General features: G+C 36.4%; 13 protein-coding genes. 8 read left to right on the top strand and 5 right to left on the bottom strand.

What is annotated here, in order from left to right:
* Window positions 1-14 precede the first annotated feature (14 nt).
* The gene (locus tag LOK78_RS10230) at window positions 15-2,669 is read left to right on the top strand and encodes a DNA gyrase/topoisomerase IV subunit A (RefSeq protein ID WP_232634824.1); all 2,655 of its coding nucleotides are present in this window, start codon (window positions 15-17) and stop codon (window positions 2,667-2,669) included.
* Here LOK78_RS10230 and LOK78_RS10225 read toward each other — a convergent pair.
* On the bottom strand, window positions 2,656-3,462 hold the full coding sequence (locus tag LOK78_RS10225; protein WP_232634823.1) for a TerC family protein: 807 nt from the start codon (window positions 3,460-3,462) through the stop codon (window positions 2,656-2,658). The genes LOK78_RS10230 and LOK78_RS10225 overlap by 14 nt on opposite strands.
* Before the next feature lies 1 nt (window position 3,463).
* On the bottom strand, window positions 3,464-3,850 hold the full coding sequence (locus tag LOK78_RS10220; RefSeq protein ID WP_166958343.1) for a DNA topoisomerase IV: 387 nt from the start codon (window positions 3,848-3,850) through the stop codon (window positions 3,464-3,466).
* Between the two features lie 167 nt (window positions 3,851-4,017).
* Between LOK78_RS10220 and LOK78_RS10215 the strand changes: the two genes are divergently transcribed.
* From LOK78_RS10215 to LOK78_RS10205, 3 genes are read left to right on the top strand one after another with little or no spacing between them, the layout of a single operon-like run.
* Entirely contained in the window at window positions 4,018-6,939 is a 2,922-nt protein-coding gene (locus tag LOK78_RS10215) for a serine hydrolase domain-containing protein (RefSeq protein WP_232634822.1), read from the top strand.
* Between the two features lie 3 nt (window positions 6,940-6,942).
* On the top strand, window positions 6,943-8,082 hold the full coding sequence (bshA, locus tag LOK78_RS10210; protein WP_232634821.1) for an N-acetyl-alpha-D-glucosaminyl L-malate synthase BshA: 1,140 nt from the start codon (window positions 6,943-6,945) through the stop codon (window positions 8,080-8,082).
* 8 nt (window positions 8,083-8,090) lie between these two features.
* Window positions 8,091-9,614 (top strand): GH3 family acyl-acid amido synthetase, encoded by a 1,524-nt coding sequence (locus LOK78_RS10205; protein ID WP_232634820.1) that lies wholly within the window; start codon window positions 8,091-8,093, stop codon window positions 9,612-9,614.
* On the opposite strand, the gene LOK78_RS10200 is transcribed toward LOK78_RS10205, so the two are convergent.
* Window positions 9,608-10,195, bottom strand: coding sequence for a hypothetical protein (locus LOK78_RS10200; protein WP_232634819.1), 588 nt, complete (start codon window positions 10,193-10,195; stop codon window positions 9,608-9,610). The genes LOK78_RS10205 and LOK78_RS10200 overlap by 7 nt on opposite strands.
* Before the next feature lie 82 nt (window positions 10,196-10,277).
* Window positions 10,278-10,793, bottom strand: a complete 516-nt coding sequence (locus LOK78_RS10195; RefSeq protein ID WP_232394716.1) for a hypothetical protein — start codon at window positions 10,791-10,793, stop codon at window positions 10,278-10,280.
* 117 nt (window positions 10,794-10,910) lie between these two features.
* On the opposite strand from LOK78_RS10195, the gene LOK78_RS10190 reads away from it, so the two are divergent.
* Window positions 10,911-13,844, top strand: a complete 2,934-nt coding sequence (locus tag LOK78_RS10190; RefSeq protein WP_232634818.1) for an FAD-binding and (Fe-S)-binding domain-containing protein — start codon at window positions 10,911-10,913, stop codon at window positions 13,842-13,844.
* On the opposite strand, the gene LOK78_RS10185 is transcribed toward LOK78_RS10190, so the two are convergent.
* Window positions 13,836-14,690: a UDP-2,3-diacylglucosamine diphosphatase gene (locus LOK78_RS10185; RefSeq protein ID WP_232394714.1), complete on the bottom strand. Its 855-nt coding sequence runs from the start codon at window positions 14,688-14,690 to the stop codon at window positions 13,836-13,838. The two genes, LOK78_RS10190 and LOK78_RS10185, sit on opposite strands and share 9 nt — an antisense overlap.
* A 187-nt stretch (window positions 14,691-14,877) precedes the next feature.
* Between LOK78_RS10185 and aroC the strand changes: the two genes are divergently transcribed.
* The 3 genes from aroC to LOK78_RS10170 are packed head-to-tail and all read left to right on the top strand — an operon-like array spanning window position 14,878 to window position 18,082.
* Window positions 14,878-15,939, top strand: a complete 1,062-nt coding sequence (gene aroC / locus LOK78_RS10180) for a chorismate synthase (protein ID WP_232634817.1) — start codon at window positions 14,878-14,880, stop codon at window positions 15,937-15,939.
* A 6-nt stretch (window positions 15,940-15,945) separates the two neighbouring features.
* Complete coding sequence (locus LOK78_RS10175; RefSeq protein WP_232634816.1) at window positions 15,946-17,250, top strand: dicarboxylate/amino acid:cation symporter; 1,305 nt, start codon at window positions 15,946-15,948, stop codon at window positions 17,248-17,250.
* A 7-nt stretch (window positions 17,251-17,257) separates the two neighbouring features.
* On the top strand, window positions 17,258-18,082 hold the full coding sequence (locus LOK78_RS10170) for a sulfurtransferase (protein ID WP_232634815.1): 825 nt from the start codon (window positions 17,258-17,260) through the stop codon (window positions 18,080-18,082).
* Window positions 18,083-18,270 lie beyond the last annotated feature (188 nt).

Here is an 18,270-nt window from a genome sequence, read left to right as displayed (position 1 = left end):
TATCAATACAATCAATGAGCGAAGAAAACGATGATTTGCTGAATGAGCCCAATGACAACCAAGAAACCATCACCAAAGTTACTGGGATGTATAAAGACTGGTTTTTGGATTATGCTTCCTATGTCATTTTAGAACGGGCTGTACCTGCTATTGAAGATGGTTTTAAGCCTGTTCAACGCAGGATCATGCATTCCATGAAGGACTTAGATGATGGACGTTACAACAAGGTAGCTAATATCGTGGGGCATACCATGCAATACCACCCTCATGGGGATGCCAGTATTGCAGACGCCATGGTTCAGATTGGTCAAAAGGATTTATTGATAGACACTCAAGGTAACTGGGGGAATATTTTAACTGGAGACAGTGCAGCAGCTTCGAGATATATTGAAGCACGCCTTTCCAAATTTGCCCTAGAAGTTATCTACAATCCAAAAATCACAGAATGGCAGGCTTCGTATGATGGTCGAAGAAGAGAACCCATTAATTTGCCTGTGATGTTCCCTTTGCTATTAGCTCAAGGCGCAGAAGGAATAGCCGTTGGTTTGTCTACAAGGGTATTGCCTCATAATTTTTTGGAATTGATTGATGCTTCCATTAAACATTTAAAAGGTAAACGATTTACCATTTTTCCAGATTTCCCAACCGGAGGAATTGCTGATATGGGAGATTACAAGGATGGAAATCGCGGTGGAAAAGTAAGGGTGAGAGCACGCATTTCGCAATACGACAAAAATACCTTGGTCATCACTGAAATTCCTTTTGGAACCACAACATCAAGTCTTATTGATTCCATCCTTAAGGCCAATGACAAAGGGAAGATCAAGATTAAGAAAATAGAAGATAATACAGCAGCTCAAGTAGAGATTTTGGTGCATTTGCCAGCTGGTATTTCACCAGATAAAACCATAGATGCCCTTTATGCCTTTACCAATTGTGAGATGTCTATTTCTCCGCTAGGTTGTGTTATTGAAGATAACAGGCCTTTGTTTATCGGAGTTTCTGAAATGTTACGTCGCTCTACCGATAATACGGTGCAATTGCTTAAAAGTGATTTGGAAGTCCAGTTAAGTGAATTGGAAGAACAATGGCACTTTGCATCATTGGAGCGTATTTTTATTGAAAATAGGATATACCGAAACATAGAAGAGGAAGAAACCTGGGAAGGCGTTATTAAAGCTATTGACGATGGTTTAAAACCTCATATTACCCATTTAAAAAGGTCAGTAACTGAGGAGGATATCGTTAGACTAACCGAAATTCGAATTAAAAGAATTTCCAAATTTGACATTGATAAGGCACAACAAAAAATTGAAGCTCTGGAAGGTCAAATTGCTGAAGTAAAACACCATCTGGAACATTTAATCGATTATGCAATTGCCTATTTCAACCGATTAAAAACCAAATATGGTGAAGGGAAAGAGAGAAAGACCGAAATTCGCGTGTTTGATGATGTTGACGCCACCAAGGTAGTCATAAGAAATACCAAGCTTTATGTTAACAGAGAGGAAGGTTTCATAGGGACATCACTCAAACGAGATGAGTATGTGTGTGATTGTAGCGATATAGATGACATCATTGTTTTTACTAAGGAAGGGAAGATGATGGTAACCAAAGTGGACTCTAAAACCTTTGTGGGGAAAGATATTATTCATGTAGCTGTCTTTAAGAAAAAAGACAAACGTACCATTTACAACATGATTTATCGCGATGGTAAAAGCGGGCCTACTTACATTAAACGTTTTGCTGTGACTAGTATCACAAGGGATCGGGAGTATGATTTAACCAATGGAAACAAAAACTCAACGGTTTGGTATTTTTCTGCCAATCCGAATGGGGAGGCTGAAGTTGTCACTATATTCTTAAGACAAGTAGGAAGTATTAAGAAATTGAAATGGGATATGGATTTTGCCGAAATCCTTATAAAAGGAAGGAATTCCAAGGGTAATTTAGTTTCTAAATATGCGGTTAAACGAATAGACCTAAAAGAAAAGGGTGTTTCAACTTTAAAACCTAGAAAGATTTGGTTTGATGACACCGTACAAAGACTTAATGTAGATGGAAGAGGGGATTTAATAGGTGAATTTAGAGGGGAAGACCGCATATTGGTAGTTACCCAATCTGGACTAGTAAAAACCATTATCCCTGAAATGACAGCTCACTTTGAGGATGACATGATTGTGATTGAAAAATGGATACCTAACAAACCCCTTTCTGTTATCTATTATAATGGCGAACGCGAACTTTATTACGTTAAACGCTTTTTGATCGAAAATGAAGGTAAGGAAGAGAGCTTTTTGCCAGACCACCGAGAGACTAAATTAGAGATTGTTTCGACTGATTGGCGTCCTTTGGCGGATATAGAATTTACTAAAGAACGAGGAAAAGATAGGAAACCTAACTTAGAATTAGATCTTGAAGAATTTATTTCAATAAAAGGGATTAATGCCATTGGGAATCAACTTACTAAAGAAAAAATAAATCAAGTAAACCTATTAGAACCTTTACCTTATGAAGCTCCAGAGGAGGTTCACGCTGATGACCTTGAAGTCATCGATGAAGAGGAGGTGAATAATTCAGAAACAGGCACAGCTAGTAATACCAACAACTCAGTAAATTCAGAAAGTGATTCGGATGCAGATGAGGAGGGCCAAACTAGTCTTTTCTAGGATTGGATTTGGATTTCTTTTGAATTCTAAAGTTGATAAATTCCACCAATAGCGAAAAGGCTATGGCAAAATAAAGATATCCCTTAGGTATGGCTCCCACTTCCTGATCAAAGAATGTTGTTTGGGAAAGATGTGCGGCCTCGGTAATCAGCATAAAACCTATCAATATCAAGAAAGCCATCGCAAGGACCTGCATGCTTGGGTGATTATCAATGAATTTTCTAATGGGATTGGCAAATGCTATCATGATGAAGATGGAAATCATCACAGCTATAATCATTAGGATTAAGGCGTAATTGTGATTGGGATGAATGCCATTGGTCATTCCTACTGCTGTTAAAATAGAGTCGATGGAAAAGATAAAATCGATTAATAGGATTTGTGTTATGGCTTGTTTTAGAGAATTAACTTTCTTTTCTTTTAATTCGGAAGTATCGTGTTCAGGAGATTCAACTTTTTCTTTTATCTCTGAAGTACTCTTATAAATCAAAAATAGGCCACCCACAAAAAGAATAATGGCTTGCCAGCTAACTCCCATATGTAACCATTCCAAATCAAGAGTGTAAAATGGCTCTTTTAAACCAATTAAAAACGAAACACAAAAAAGAAGAATAATACGCTGAACCATTGCTAAAATAAGTCCAATATTGGTTGCTTTAGCTCTTTGGTTTTCCGGCAATTTATTGGCTGTTATTGAAATAAACACGATATTATCAATACCCAAAACTATCTCAAGAAAGGTCAAGGTCAATAACGCTATAATAGCATCTCCAGAAAACAAGAATTCCCACATATTATTCTATTTTAAAGGCTACTCCACGCTGTTTCTGTCTTTCTCCTACATAAGAATACTCGAAGGTGTAGCTGCTATCGGTGGTTGTCAAAATTTTTAGGTGGATATCCTTTCTTTCTGCCATATTTTTGGGGTTAATGGTTTTAAAAACAACTTCACAATCATTAATCCACCTGACGTTGGAAGAGTCTATCTTATTATCGTAGGTTTCCACCTGAAGTGTTTTGGTTCTAGTAAATTCAGATTTGAAAGTTTTTCCATTTAGAATAATCTCACTTCTAAATGTGCCAATTTGAAAATCGGAGCAATGTCTTTCCGTTTCATAACAACCTGATAAGGTTATCAATATCAAAAGAAGGGAAGAGTAAAAATAATGTTGTTTAATCATTTACCAAAAATAGCAAATTTCGGTATCTATGTGAATATTGATTCCTTTAAAATCCGTTAACTATTTTCTTTATAAATCTATCTTAAAGTTTTTTTAACTTCTTTTGATTTATGCTATTTTGCAGTGAAATAAGTTTTGAACTTTACCTTAAGAAATTTCCGTTTTTTATGCGATCTATATCCCATCTACTGTTTGTAGTCTTTTTGTTTTCACATACTGTTTTTTCCCAAACCAAATCGCCTCTTTTAACACAAGATGCAAAGGCACAACAAACATGGGTAGATAGTGTTTATCAACAGATGACTTTAGATGAAAAGATAGGCCAATTGTTTATGGTGCAAGCATTCTCAAATAAAGGGGAGGCTCATGAAAAAATGATAATCAACCAAGTTAAGAATTTACATATTGGCGGTATCATTTTTTCAACAGGCGACCCAAAAAGTCAAGCCGTTTTTAACAATAAATTACAGGCAACTGCCAAATTACCTTTGCTTATTGGAATGGATGCCGAATGGGGTTTGAGCATGCGATTAAAAGAAACTTATGCCTTTCCTTGGAATATGACACTTGGGGCGATAGAAGATAATACTTTGGTCAAATTGACTGGTCGCCACATTGGGGAACATTGTAAACGCTTGGGGGTACATTTCAATTTTGCTCCCGTTGTTGATATTAACACCAACCCCAAAAACCCCATTATTGGAAATCGATCATTTGGTGAAGATCGTAACAATGTAACTACCAAGGCACTTGCCTTTATGCAAGGTATGCAAAGTGCTGGAGTGCTAGCCAATGCCAAACACTTTCCAGGTCATGGCGACACAGAAACAGATTCCCATAAAACGTTGCCGAGTATTAGTTTTTCTGAAAAACGAATTGATTCGGTAGAATTATACCCTTACAAAAGACTTATTAAAGAGGGTCTAGCCAGCGTTATGGTTGCTCACCTGAATGTACCTTCTTTAGAGCCTCGAGATGGGTACCCGTCATCCATATCGCACAATATTGTCACGAATATTCTAAAAAATCGATTAGGGTTTGAAGGTTTGATATTTACTGATGCTTTAGGAATGAAAGGTGCTTCTAATTTTAGTAGTCCAGGTGATGTAGATTTAGCAGCATTCTTGGCAGGGAATGATGTGCTTTTAATGTCTGAGGATGTCGGGAAAGCAGTGGAGAAAATTAAAGAAGCTTTAAATCAGAAAACAATTTCCGAAGAACGTTTGGCTTACTCTGTAAAGAAAATTTTAATGGCCAAGTATAAAGTAGGGTTAAATCATTTTAAGCCTGTGGAATTGGAGCATTTGAATGAAGATTTAAATCGATTAGAAGATGATCTTTTATCTGAAGAATTATTTGAAAACGCGATTACTGTAGTTAAAAATAAAGCTGATCTTTTACCATTAAGACAGTTAGAAACCAAATCTGTAGCCTACGTCCCAATGGGTGATGAGTCAGGCTCAGATTTTTTAAAAGAACTACAAAAATATACCAAGGTTCATGAAATTAAATCAGACAATTTAGATGATTTAATCACCAAGTTATCTGGCTATAATACGGTGATTATAGGATTTCATAGATCTAATGATACGCCATGGAAAAGTTACAAATTCACAGACAAAGAATTGGTTTGGCTGTATGAGATAGCTAGAACTAATAGGGTGATTCTCGATATTTTCGTTAAACCATACGCACTTTTAGACTTATCTACTATTGAGAATATCGAGAGTATCGTGGTAAGCTATCAAAATAGTAGGATTGCTCAAGAAAAATCAGCCCAACTTATCTTTGGATCCGTCGGGGCAAAAGGACATTTACCAGTATCAGTTGGAAATGGTCTAAACGTAGGAACCGGTATTGAGTACAACGACATTCTAAATTTAAGTTATGGTTTACCAGAGCGTGTTGGAATGAGTTCTGAAAAATTGGAAAAAATAGATTCCTTAGCTCAGTACGCTATTGACAATAAAATGACACCTGGAATTCAAGTGCTTGTTGCCAGAAAGGGAAAGGTGATTTACAATAAAAATTTCGGGAATCACACCTATGCAGCCGATTCAAAAACAGTGGCTTTTGATGATATATATGATGTCGCTTCGTTAACCAAAATTTTGGGAACTTTACCCCTTATTATGGAACTCGTGGAAAAGGGTGTCATAACCTTAGACACCAAACTTTCCAAGTTACTTCCTGAATATGAAGATTCAAACAAAGCTAATATCACCATTAAACAAATGCTATCGCATTATGCCCGTTTAAAACCTTGGATTCCGTTTTATTACGCCACCTTAGATCCTGATACAAAGCGTCCTAGTCCCAAATATTATTCAACTAAATTTTCTAAAGGATTTACCGTAAAAGTGGCTAATGAGCTTTACATGAGAACGGATTACAAAGACAGCATACAAGGAATTATAAAAGACACAGAACTATTAAACCGTTTGAAATATAGGTATAGTGATTTGCCATATTATATACTCAAGAAGTATTTAGAATCCTACTACGATAAAGGGTTAGATGAATTGGTACAGGATCATTTTTATCAATCTTTGGGAGCCAATTACACTACTTACAATCCAAGTATCAAGTTTAGTTCCAAAAAAATTATCCCTACAGAAGTAGATGACTACTACCGCTATCAAGAGGTACACGGGTTTGTCCATGATATGGGAGCTGCTATGGAAGGTGGTGTTGGTGGACATGCTGGAATATTCAGTAATGCCAATGATGTAGCCAAAATCATGCAGATGTATCTTCAAAAAGGATTTTATGGTGGGAAACGCTATTTTAAACCAGAAACAATTGATAAATTTAATACCTGTTACTATTGTGATGATGATAATAGAAGAGGAATTGGATTTGACAAACCTCAATTGGGAGATGAGGGTCCAACTTGTGGCTGTATTTCAATGACCAGTTTTGGTCACTCAGGATTTACCGGTACTTATGCATGGGCAGATCCAGAGGAAGAAATTGTATATGTGTTCTTGGCAAATAGAACCTACCCCAAAGCAGATCAAAATCTGCTATTGAGAGCTAATATTAGAACTGACATTCAACGCTTCATATACGAAGCTATAGAAGATTAATCAATGAATATAGGTATTGTATGCTATCCAACTTTTGGAGGCAGTGGCGTAGTAGCTACAGAATTAGGAATTGAATTATCCAAACGCGGACATGAAGTCCACTTTATTACATACAAACAACCCGTAAGGCTTGAATTATTAGGCAACAATGTACATTTTCATGAAGTTAATGTGCCACAGTACCCTTTGTTTCATTATCAGCCTTATGAACTGGCTTTGTCCAGTAAGTTAGTAGACATGGTCAAGCTCCATGGTATTGATATTCTTCATGTGCATTATGCCATTCCACATGCCTATGCGGCATATATGGCGCAAAAAATGTTAATGGAAGAAAATATTTATGTGCCCATAGTTACAACGTTACATGGCACAGATATCACCCTAGTAGGAAGTCATCCCTTTTATAAACCAGCGGTTACTTTCAGCATCAACAAATCGGATGCTGTAACTTGTGTTTCTGAAAGTTTGAAAGAAGACACCTTGCGTTTGTTTGATATTAAAAATGATATACAGGTTGTAACTAATTTTATTGATATTGATAAGGAACGTCATGCCTTCACTGATTGTCAAAGAGCCATGATGGCAAGGGATAATGAAAAAATAATTACCCATGTGAGTAACCTAAGAAAGGTGAAGCGAATCACGGATGTTATTCAAGTTTTTTATCGCATTCAAAAAGTAATTCCAGCACGTCTAATGTTGGTTGGAGAAGGCCCTGAAAAGGAAAATGCCGAAAATTTAGCAGATGAATTGGGTATTGGCCCTAAAGTGGTGTTTTTAGGAAACAGCAACGAGGTAGACCGCATTTTAGGCTATTCTGATTTGTTCCTTTTACCTTCAGAAACTGAAAGTTTTGGTTTGGCCGCCTTGGAAGCTATGGCAGCTGGAGTCCCTGTTATTTCAAGTAATTCTGGAGGAATTCCAGAGGTTAACAAGCATGGATATTCTGGTTTTTTAAGTGATGTGGGGGATGTAGATGACATGGCCAAACATGCACTTACCATCTTGAAAGACCAAAAGACACTGGATAAATTTAAACATCAAGCTGAAATGCAAGCTAGTCAATTTGATATCCACAAAATTGTCCCTCAATATGAGGCGATCTATGAGGAAACCCTGTCAAAATGCATGCTTTTAAAATAATTTGATTTATGGCGATACTTGGTAATATTATAAAAGGAGTAATTGATTTAAAGGATACTTTTTCTTCAGAAACTAATCACGTCGAGGAGCAAAAAAAAGTTCTGAAAAACTTACTTGAAAAAGCCAAGGACACCGCCTTTGGTCAAGCATATAATTTTGATTCCATTTTGGATTCTGAAGATCCAGGCACATCCTTTACCAAAATACCATATCATGATTATAATAAAATCAATGAAGAATGGTGGCATAAGCTCCAAGAAGGTGTCGAGAACGTAACATGGCCTGGAAATCCAGAATATTTTGCGTTGAGTTCTGGTACTACCGGGAAAGAAAGCAAACGTATTCCTGTTACTAATGAGATGATAGAAGCCATCAGGGCTGGAGGCGTTAAACAAGTTTTTGCTCTAACCAATTTTGATTTACCTCCTGACTTTTTTGAAAAGGAAATCATGATGCTGGGAAGCTCTACCGACTTAAGGGAGCGAAAGGAACATTTGGAAGGTGAAATTAGTGGTATTAGCGCTAGCAACATTCCTTTTTGGTTTAGAGGGTATTACAAACCCGGAGAAGATATTGCCAAAATAGACGATTGGGACGAGCGTGTCCAAACTATTGCAGAACGTGCTGCAGATTGGGATATTGGTGCTTTAAGTGGTATTCCTTCTTGGATGGAATTAATGATGGAAAAAGTTATTTCACATAACAAGTTGAATAATATCCATGAAATTTGGCCCAATCTGCAGGTTTATACCTCTGGAGGAGTTGCATTTAAGCCGTATGAAAAAAGTTTTAATGACTTATTAGGGAAAACCATAACAGTCATAGATACTTATTTGGCTTCAGAAGGGTTTATTGCGTGTCAAACAAGACCCGAGACTCAATCTATGGAATTGATTACAGATAATGGTATTTATTTTGAATTTGTTCCGTTTGAACCTGAGTACATTCAGCAAGACGGTTCGCTTACAGAAGATGCACCTTCCATAACCTTGGCTGATGTTGAAAATGATAAAGAATACGTCTTAATTATTAGTACCGTAAGTGGGGCATGGAGGTACATCATTGGAGACACCATTGCCTTTACAGATAAAGATCGTGCAGAAATTAAAATTACGGGACGTACCAAATTCTTTCTTAATACAGTAGGGTCTCAGCTTTCTGTCAACAAAATGGATGATGCCATGAGGCATTTGGAAGAAGTTTTTTCTGCAAAAATTCCAGAATATACAATTTGTGCCAAACGAGAAGCGGACGAAGAATTTTATCATTGCTGGTATTTGGGATGTGATATTTCTTCTGAAAAAGCTCAAGAAGTTTCTGAGAAATTAGATGCTTTTTTAAAGGATGCCAACAAAAATTATAAAGTAGCTAGGAGCAAAGCTTTAAAAGGTGTTAAGGTGACTTTGATTTCACCAGAAAGGTTTTACGATTGGAATGAAAGAAACAAGAAAAAGGGAGGACAAGTTAAGATGGAACGTGTTATGAATGAGGAAAAGTTTAAGACTTGGGAAGAATTTATAGCTGATTATTGATCTCTCTCAGCAACCAAAACCATGATTTCCTCAGGGGATAAATAATATTTTTTGATCCTATTCTTATAGGTTTGATTTATTTCGGCGTGATTTAAAATGAAATTTTTAGTTTTTAAAATATAATATTCCATTCCGTGGTTTACGGCATAAGTATCTGCCATCCTTTCGGCTTCTTTGATGTAGTTTTCAGAAGTGATATATTTTAATCCAAACCAAAGGAGATCCCATTTCGACCGATTTTGATAATCGACTATATGGCCTAATTCATGTCCTATCCAACCAATCAAGACCTCTTTTGGCACTTGAGTAGTCAAAAATTCTTTACCTGAAATTTTAAATCTTCGGCTTATTAAAATAACATATTCTCGCTGTTCACGGTCCTTAAACATGCTCCCAAAAGTTGGTCTGGCCTGCATGGTAGACTTTTTGATATGTTCTTTAAATTTAATTTGAATTTTAATATCCTTTAAGGAAGGATAATAGGATAGCGCTTTTTCAACTTCACTCTTAATTGGATCAGGTGCAGTAATATGGGCATGCATAGTCAATGGAATCAGAATAAAAATAAAAAGATATTTCATATTAACATGGTAATAAAAAAAATGAAAATATGAAAATAAAAATGCACCTCTTACGGGTGCATTTTTATATAATATTATCGGTTTAGAATTGATATCTAACACCTAATCCTACATCAAAATCTAGGTCGTTATTATCATAATAACTATCCCCAAATCCTAGTTCTGGTCTTAAGTCTAATGACAGTTGTAGCGGGAAATCAAATGAATATTCAATACCCACCGTACCTGCTAAGATGATAAATGCATCTTTGTCATCATGATCATGGAAATTCGGATGATTATAATAATGGTCGTGATCAAAACTATAGGCTGCAAATCCAGCACCAGGACCAGCATACCAATTAAAACCTCCATCTATATTCCAAACCCATTGGTACAAACCTATTAATTTCACACCGTCATAATGATTTCCAGTTCTCCAGCCCAAATCAAATTCCAAACGATTGTTATCACCGATGGCACGTTGGTAGGAAACTTCGGCACCAAAACCATTACTGTCTCCAAGACGGAGTCCGATGGCATTTTTAGAAATTTCCTGAGCTTGAGTGTAACTTGTAAAAGCAACAAAGGCTAATGCAATTAAAATTAGTTTTTTCATAAAATTCGATTAAATGTTTAATGTCAAAATTAAATTATTAAACAATAATTGTGTTAAAAAAAGTGACAATGTTTTGTTAATATTCGTTAAGTAGTCTTAATTTTAAACAATGTAAAAATGCTGAAAGGCCAGTTATATTCTATGATAAAAGAGTATTTAAAAAATCATTTGAAGGGAGAGTACTTTGAAGACAGCTTGATGAAAGCCCTATATGCAACTGATGCTTCCGTGTATAGAAAAATACCTTTAGGGGTAGCATACCCTTTGGAAACGAATGACCTACAAATTTTAATAGAGACTGCTAAAACCTACAAAACTTCGTTAATTCCAAGGACCGCTGGAACCTCTTTGGCGGGACAATGTGTGGGGGAAGGTATTGTGGTTGATGTATCAAAACATTTCACAAAAATCCTTGATCTTGATCTTCAAAAAAAGCAGGTCACTGTACAGCCAGGTGTGGTAAGAGATACTCTCAATTTATATTTAAAGCCTTATGGTTTGTTTTTCGGACCCAATACTTCTACTTCTAACAGATGTATGATTGGAGGCATGGTAGGTAATAACTCTTCAGGAACTACTTCCATACAATATGGCGTAACTAGAGATAAGGTCATAAGATTGAAAACCCTTTTGAGTGATGGTTCTGAAGTTACTTTTGAATCTTTATCACCTTCAGAATTTCAAGAAAAATTAAAATTAGAAACATTAGAAGGTGAAATATACAGAACGATTCATTCGGAGTTATCCAATCCTGAAAACCAAACTAGAATAAAATCAGAATTTCCGAAACTTCAGATACATCGAAGAAATACAGGCTATGCCATTGATGAGCTTCTAAAATCGAATGTTTATACCGAAGAAGGAGACATGTTTAACATGTGTAAATTACTGGCTGGTAGTGAAGGCACCCTGGCTTTTACAACTGAAATTACCTTGCAACTTGATGACATACCTCCCAAGGAAAGCATTATGATTGCCTGCCACTTCAATAGTATTTCTGATTGTCTTAATGCTGTGGCACCTTTAATGAGTCATAATCTCCACACCTGTGAGATGATGGATAAAACCATCCTTGATTTAACTAAACACAATAAGACGCAGCAGGAAAATAGAAGTTTCATAGTAGGAGACCCAATGGCTATTCTAATGTGTGAACTCCGAGCCACTTCTAAGGAGTCATTGGAACTTCAAACAAAGGAACTATTAGACCTCATTGATGCACAAGGAATAAGTTATGCTCATCCTATTCTGCAAGGAGAAAATATAGATAAAGCCTTGGAATTGCGAAAAGCCGGATTGGGATTGTTGGGGAACATGGTAGGTGATAAAAAATCTGCTGCATGTATTGAAGATACAGCCGTTGCTTTAGAAGATTTATCAAGTTATATTGAAAGTTTCACCAAATTAATGGACGGATTTGGCCAGAAAGCTATCTATTATGCTCATGCTGGTGCCGGAGAATTGCACCTAAGACCCATTTTGAATCTAAAGAAAAAAGAAGATGTTGTCCTTTTTAGGGAAATCACCACGGCTGTTGCCAAATTGGTTAAGAGCTACCAAGGCTCAATGAGTGGCGAACATGGTGATGGTATCGTGAGAGCTGAATTTATACCCCTTATGATTGGCGAATTAAATTATGACATTTTAAAGAGAATTAAATCAGCGTTTGATCCAAATCACATATTTAATCCGGGTAAAATAGTGGATGCCTATCCAATGGATACCTCGTTAAGATATGAAGCGGATAGGATAGAACCCGAAATCAAAACCATTTTGAATTTCGAAACTTCTCAAGGCATATTACGTGAAACTGAAAAATGTAATGGTTCTGGAGATTGCAGAAAACCACAGGAATTTGGTGGGGTGATGTGTCCTAGTTATCGCGCCACTAGAAACGAAAAGGATACGACTAGAGCTAGGGCTAATGCTTTACGAGAGTTTTTAACCCAATCAGAGCAATCAAATAGATTTGACCATCAAGAACTAAAAGATGTATTTGACCTTTGTCTCAGCTGTAAAGCTTGTACTAGCGAATGCCCGAGCAGTGTAGATGTAGCCAGTTTAAAAGCCGAGTTTTTATACCAATACCACCAGCAAAGTGGATGGTCCCTGCGGGATAAGGTATTTGCACGAAATAACCAATTTAACCAGTTTGGAAGTATATTTCCTAGGATGACCAATTGGATATTTTCTAATACAATTACCTCTAATTTTATTAAATCAAGCTTAGGAGTAGCTAGAGAACGAACACTTCCTGAAATATCAACTAAAAGTTTACATAAGTGGTTTCAAATAAATAAAAGTAAGATAGTTACAGAAAGTTATATTAAGGAAATTTATCTATTCAACGATGAATTCACGAACCACTTAGATACTTCCATTGGGATAGACGCTATAAACGTTTTAACTCGTTTGGGATACAAAGTGAACATGCTTCAAAATGAAGAATCAGGACGAGCCATGATTTCAAAAGGATTTTTAAAAGAAGCTAAAAATCTGGCTAACAGAAATATTTTGTTATATAAAAATTTGGTTAGTGAAGAGAAGCCTTTGGTGGGTATTGAGCCCTCAGCCATTTTAAGTTTTAGGGATGACTATTTAAGACTTGCAGATGATTTGGATACCGCAAAGACCTTGGCAAAACATACTTTTTTATTGGAAGAATTTCTAAGTAATGAGATAGCTATTGGTAACATTAGCCCCAATCAATTCACCAAGGAATCCAAAACTATCAAATTTCATGGGCACTGTCACCAAAAGGCCTTAAGCAATCAAATTCACTCTTTTAATATTCTTAATCTTCCAGAGAATTACAAAGTCACCATTATCAATAGCGGGTGTTGTGGTATGGCTGGAAGTTTTGGATATGAGAAGGAACACTATGAAACAAGCATGAAAATAGGAGAGAATTCATTGTTTCCAACTATTAGAAAAAGTGATGGGCAGGTGATTATTGCCGCAAATGGCACAAGTTGTAGGCATCAAATTAAAGACGGAACTCATAGGGAAGCAAAACACCCCATAAGCATTCTAAAAGATGCCCTAATCTGATTTTTTATCTTTTTTAGGGTTTTCAACAACCGTAATAGCGGCAATTAAATCTGAGAACTCCATTTCTTTGACATCTTCATCCATGAAAAATGGCGTTAATTTGTCATGATTATAGTTATAAATTTTCCAACGTTTAAATTGATATTCTAAAGCAGTAAAATTTTCCACCCAATCACCAGAATTCAAGTAAGTAGTCTGTCCAATTTTATTCTCCTTGACTAACATTTTAGGTTGATGAATATGTCCACATATCACATAATCATAACCATTTTCAATAGCCAAATCAGAAGCCACAGACTCAAAATCCTGAATATACTTAACCGCTCTTTTAACAGAACTCTTGATCTTTTTTGAGAGGGAGTATTTTTCTTTTCCGACATGTTCTAACCCCCAATTAACCAATCGATTTATCAATATCAGTAGGTCATAACCGTAACCTCCCAGTTTGGCTAGCCATTTAGCATTTTGAATAGAAACATCAAAAACATCACCATGGAAAAACCATGCTTTCTTCCCATCAAGGTTCAAAACGATTTTATCAACTATGGATATATTTCCAATACTCGTCCCACTAAATTTCCGGAGCATTTCATCATGGTTTCCTGTAATATAGATGACTTCGACACCATCAGATGCAAAATCCATGATCTTTTTAATTACTTTTAAATGAGATTTTGGAAAATAACGTTTACTAAACTGCCATATATCAATAATATCACCATTAAGAATAAGTTTCTTTGGCTGAATACTGTTGAGGTAAGTGAGTAGGTGTTTGGCATGACATCCATAAGTTCCCAAATGGACATCTGATATGACTGCTATTTCTACTTTCCGTTTAAGTTTCAAAAGGGTGTATTATTTTATGTTACAAATTAATTGGTCTAATATTAATTAATCATTATGCGTCAATTAATTAACTGTGAGTAATTTGTTAAGGAATTGTAATCTAAAAACGCTTTTTGTAGTGATGTTAGGTATCAGAGTGTTTTTGTAATCTGTAATAATACCGTTACATTAGCAAAAATTAAATTGTATGGCAGGAAATTCCTTTGGAAACGTATTCAGGATTACCACCTTTGGAGAATCACATGGAGTCGCAATAGGCGGAATCATAGATGGTTGTCCTCCGGGAATTGAATTGGATTTTGAGGCAATTCAAAAGGAGCTGGACAGACGGAAACCTGGACAATCTGATATTGTAACTCAAAGAAAAGAACCAGATGCGGTAACATTTTTGTCTGGAATTTTTGAAGGTAAAACGACAGGAACCCCCATTGGATTTTCAATTGAAAACACCAATCAAAAATCTAAGGATTATTCACACATCAAAGATGTATATAGACCAAGTCACGCCGATTATACCTACGACCAAAAATATGGTTTTAGAGATTATCGAGGGGGAGGCCGCAGTTCTGCTAGAGAAACTGCCAGTAGGGTTGTAGCCGGAGCCATAGCAAAACAAGTCCTCAATCAAGTAAAAATAAATGCCTATACCTCTTCTGTGGGTAACATCTTTCTTGAAAAACCCTATCAAGCTTTAGATTTTTCTAAAATTGAAGACAATGCAGTGAGGTGTCCAGACCCAGAGGTAGCCCAAACAATGATTGATAGAATTAAAGAAGTCCGTAAAGCTGGTGATACCATTGGAGGAACCATTACCTGCGTTCTTCAAAATGTACCTATTGGACTGGGAGAGCCCGTATTTGATAAATTACATGCCGAATTGGGAAAAGCAATGCTTTCAATCAATGCTGTGAAAGGATTTGAATACGGAAGTGGTTTTTGTGGCGCGCAGATGTTAGGTAGTGAGCACAATGATGCATTTAATGTTGATGGCACAACCAAAACCAATTTATCAGGTGGTGTTCAAGGCGGTATCAGTAATGGGATGGACATCTATTTTAGAGTGGCTTTTAAACCAGTAGCGACACTCATCCAGAAACAAGAAACCATAGATAATGAAGGTAACTTAGTAGAAATGCAGGGGAAGGGAAGACACGACCCATGTGTTGTTCCAAGAGCTATCCCCATTGTTGAAGCCATGGCAGCTCTTGTTTTGGCTGATTTCTATTTACAAAACAAAGTTTACAAATAAGATTTTATGAAGAAACTAGCATTGCATTGGCAAATCCTTTTAGGAATGGTATTAGGTGTTGTATTTGCCCTAATCATGACCAATTTTGAATGGGGTAGCCAATTTGTAACCGATTGGATTAAACCCTTTGGGAATATTTTCATTAACCTTTTAAAATTGATTGCTGTTCCATTAATACTTGCGTCACTTATAAAAGGTGTTTCAGACTTAAAGGATATTTCAAAATTGTCTAAAATGGGAGGTCGAACGATTGTAACCTATATTATTACAACCGTTGTTGCAGTTTCAATTGGGTTAAGCATTGTAAACATCATCCAACCAGGAAAGACCATTACAGAAGAAACCCGTACTGAGCTTACTGAGAGTTACAAAGGTGATGCAGATTCAAAGATTTCTGCAGCCAACGAACAAAAAAATGCGGGTCCTTTAAAAGCTCTGGAAGATTTGGTCCCAAGTAATATTTTTAATGCTGCAAGTGATAATGGCAATATGCTTCAGGTTATTTTCTTTGCTATCTTTTTTGGCATTGGACTTATTCTTATTCCAGAAGAACATTCCAAACCTGTTAAAGCCTTTTTTGATGGCTTTAATGAAGTGATTCTTAAATTAATTGATATTATCATGCTGGGGGCGCCCTATGGTGTTTTTGCCCTTTTGGCTGCCTTAGTTGTAGAGGCCCCAAGTGCCGATTTGTTTAAAGCGCTCGCATGGTATGCTTTATGTGTCGTTTTAGGTTTGTTTATCATGTTATGCTTTTACACACTAATTGTATGGATTTTCACCAAAAAAACACCTTCCTTTTTTATAAATGGTATTTCACCCGCTCAACTTTTAGCCTTTTCAACGAGTAGTAGTGCCGCAACCTTACCAGTGACTATGGAAAGGGTGGAAGAACACTTGGGAGTAGAAGAAGAGGTTACCAGTTTTGTGTTGCCCATAGGAGCCACTATTAACATGGATGGAACCAGTTTATATCAAGCTGTAGCTGCTGTATTTATAGCTCAAGCTTTTGGTATGGATTTAAGCTTTAGTGTTCAAATGGGAATTATTGCAACGGCCACTCTTGCATCAATAGGTAGTGCAGCAGTACCAGGGGCTGGTATGGTAATGCTTGTTATTGTTTTGGCTCAAGCAGGAATCCCTGAAGCTGGTTTAGCACTTATATTTGCTGTAGATAGACCGTTAGATATGTGCAGAACCACTGTTAATGTGACTGGTGATGCTGCTGTTTCAATGTTAGTGGCCAAATCAGTTGGAAAACTTGGTGAGCCTCATGAAAAAAAATGGGATGACAATTACAAATCCGAATAGATAGTTTATGCTACAAGTTTCATCTCCATTAGTTTCAATAAAATGGCTAAAAGAACATTTGAATCATCCTGATTTGGTGATTTTAAATGCTTCCTTAGGGAAACCACAAACTGATTCTACAAATATCATCTCTGAAATGCAAATTCCTAAAACTCGTTTGTTTGATATAAAAACGAGATTTAGTGATGGTACCGCTCCCTTTCCCAATACGTTTCCAAGTTTGGAGCAATTTGTAACCGAAGCAAAATCTTTAGGGATTAGTGACAACAGTTGTATTATTGTTTTTGATGAAAAAGGTATCTATTCAAGTGCCAGAGTATGGTGGATGTTTAAAGCTTTTGGACATACTAATGTGGCTGTATTAAATGGTGGATTACCTTCTTGGAAAAAAGCTGGATTTGGGTTGGAACCATATGAAGATTATACTGGAACCATTGGCGATTTCTCAGCCAAACTCGATCCTTCTTTCATGGCCTTTTTTAAGGATATGGAAGATATGGTTCATAATAAATCACATACTATTGTAGATGCCCGTTCTGAAAGTCGATTTCTTGGCTTAGAAGAAGAACCAAGGGCTGGGTTACGTGCTGGAAATATTCCTACTTCCAAAAATTTACCTTTTGAAAATCTTTTGGAGAATGGAGAGTTTAAATCTAAAGAGGTTCTGAAAAAATTAATTGATACAGTGGCCGAACAAGACAAACCCATGGTTTTTAGTTGTGGATCTGGTATTACTGCTTGTATATTAGCTCTGGGGGCAGAAATGATTGGTTATAAAGAATTATCTGTTTATGATGGCTCTTGGACAGAATGGGGAACTTTGGTGAAATAGGATATGAAAAGCCTCAGAGTATGTCTTGTCTAACAGCACTTCTCAACACTGTAACTCAAATCAAGGGTAGACTTTCAAGATTTGAGAATTGGTTCTATCCTAACTAACGGAAGTTAGGGGCCAATTAACTTATGCTCTAAGGCTTTATTTCAATTCTAATTTACTTTTGAATCTTAAATTTTGAAACC

The sequence above is a fragment of the Mangrovimonas futianensis genome, from assembly GCF_021245805.1.
Taxonomy (GTDB): Bacteria; Bacteroidota; Bacteroidia; order Flavobacteriales; family Flavobacteriaceae; genus Mangrovimonas; species Mangrovimonas futianensis.
Note: the sequence above shows the minus strand (reverse complement) of the source record. Positions and strands in the feature narration are given on the sequence as shown.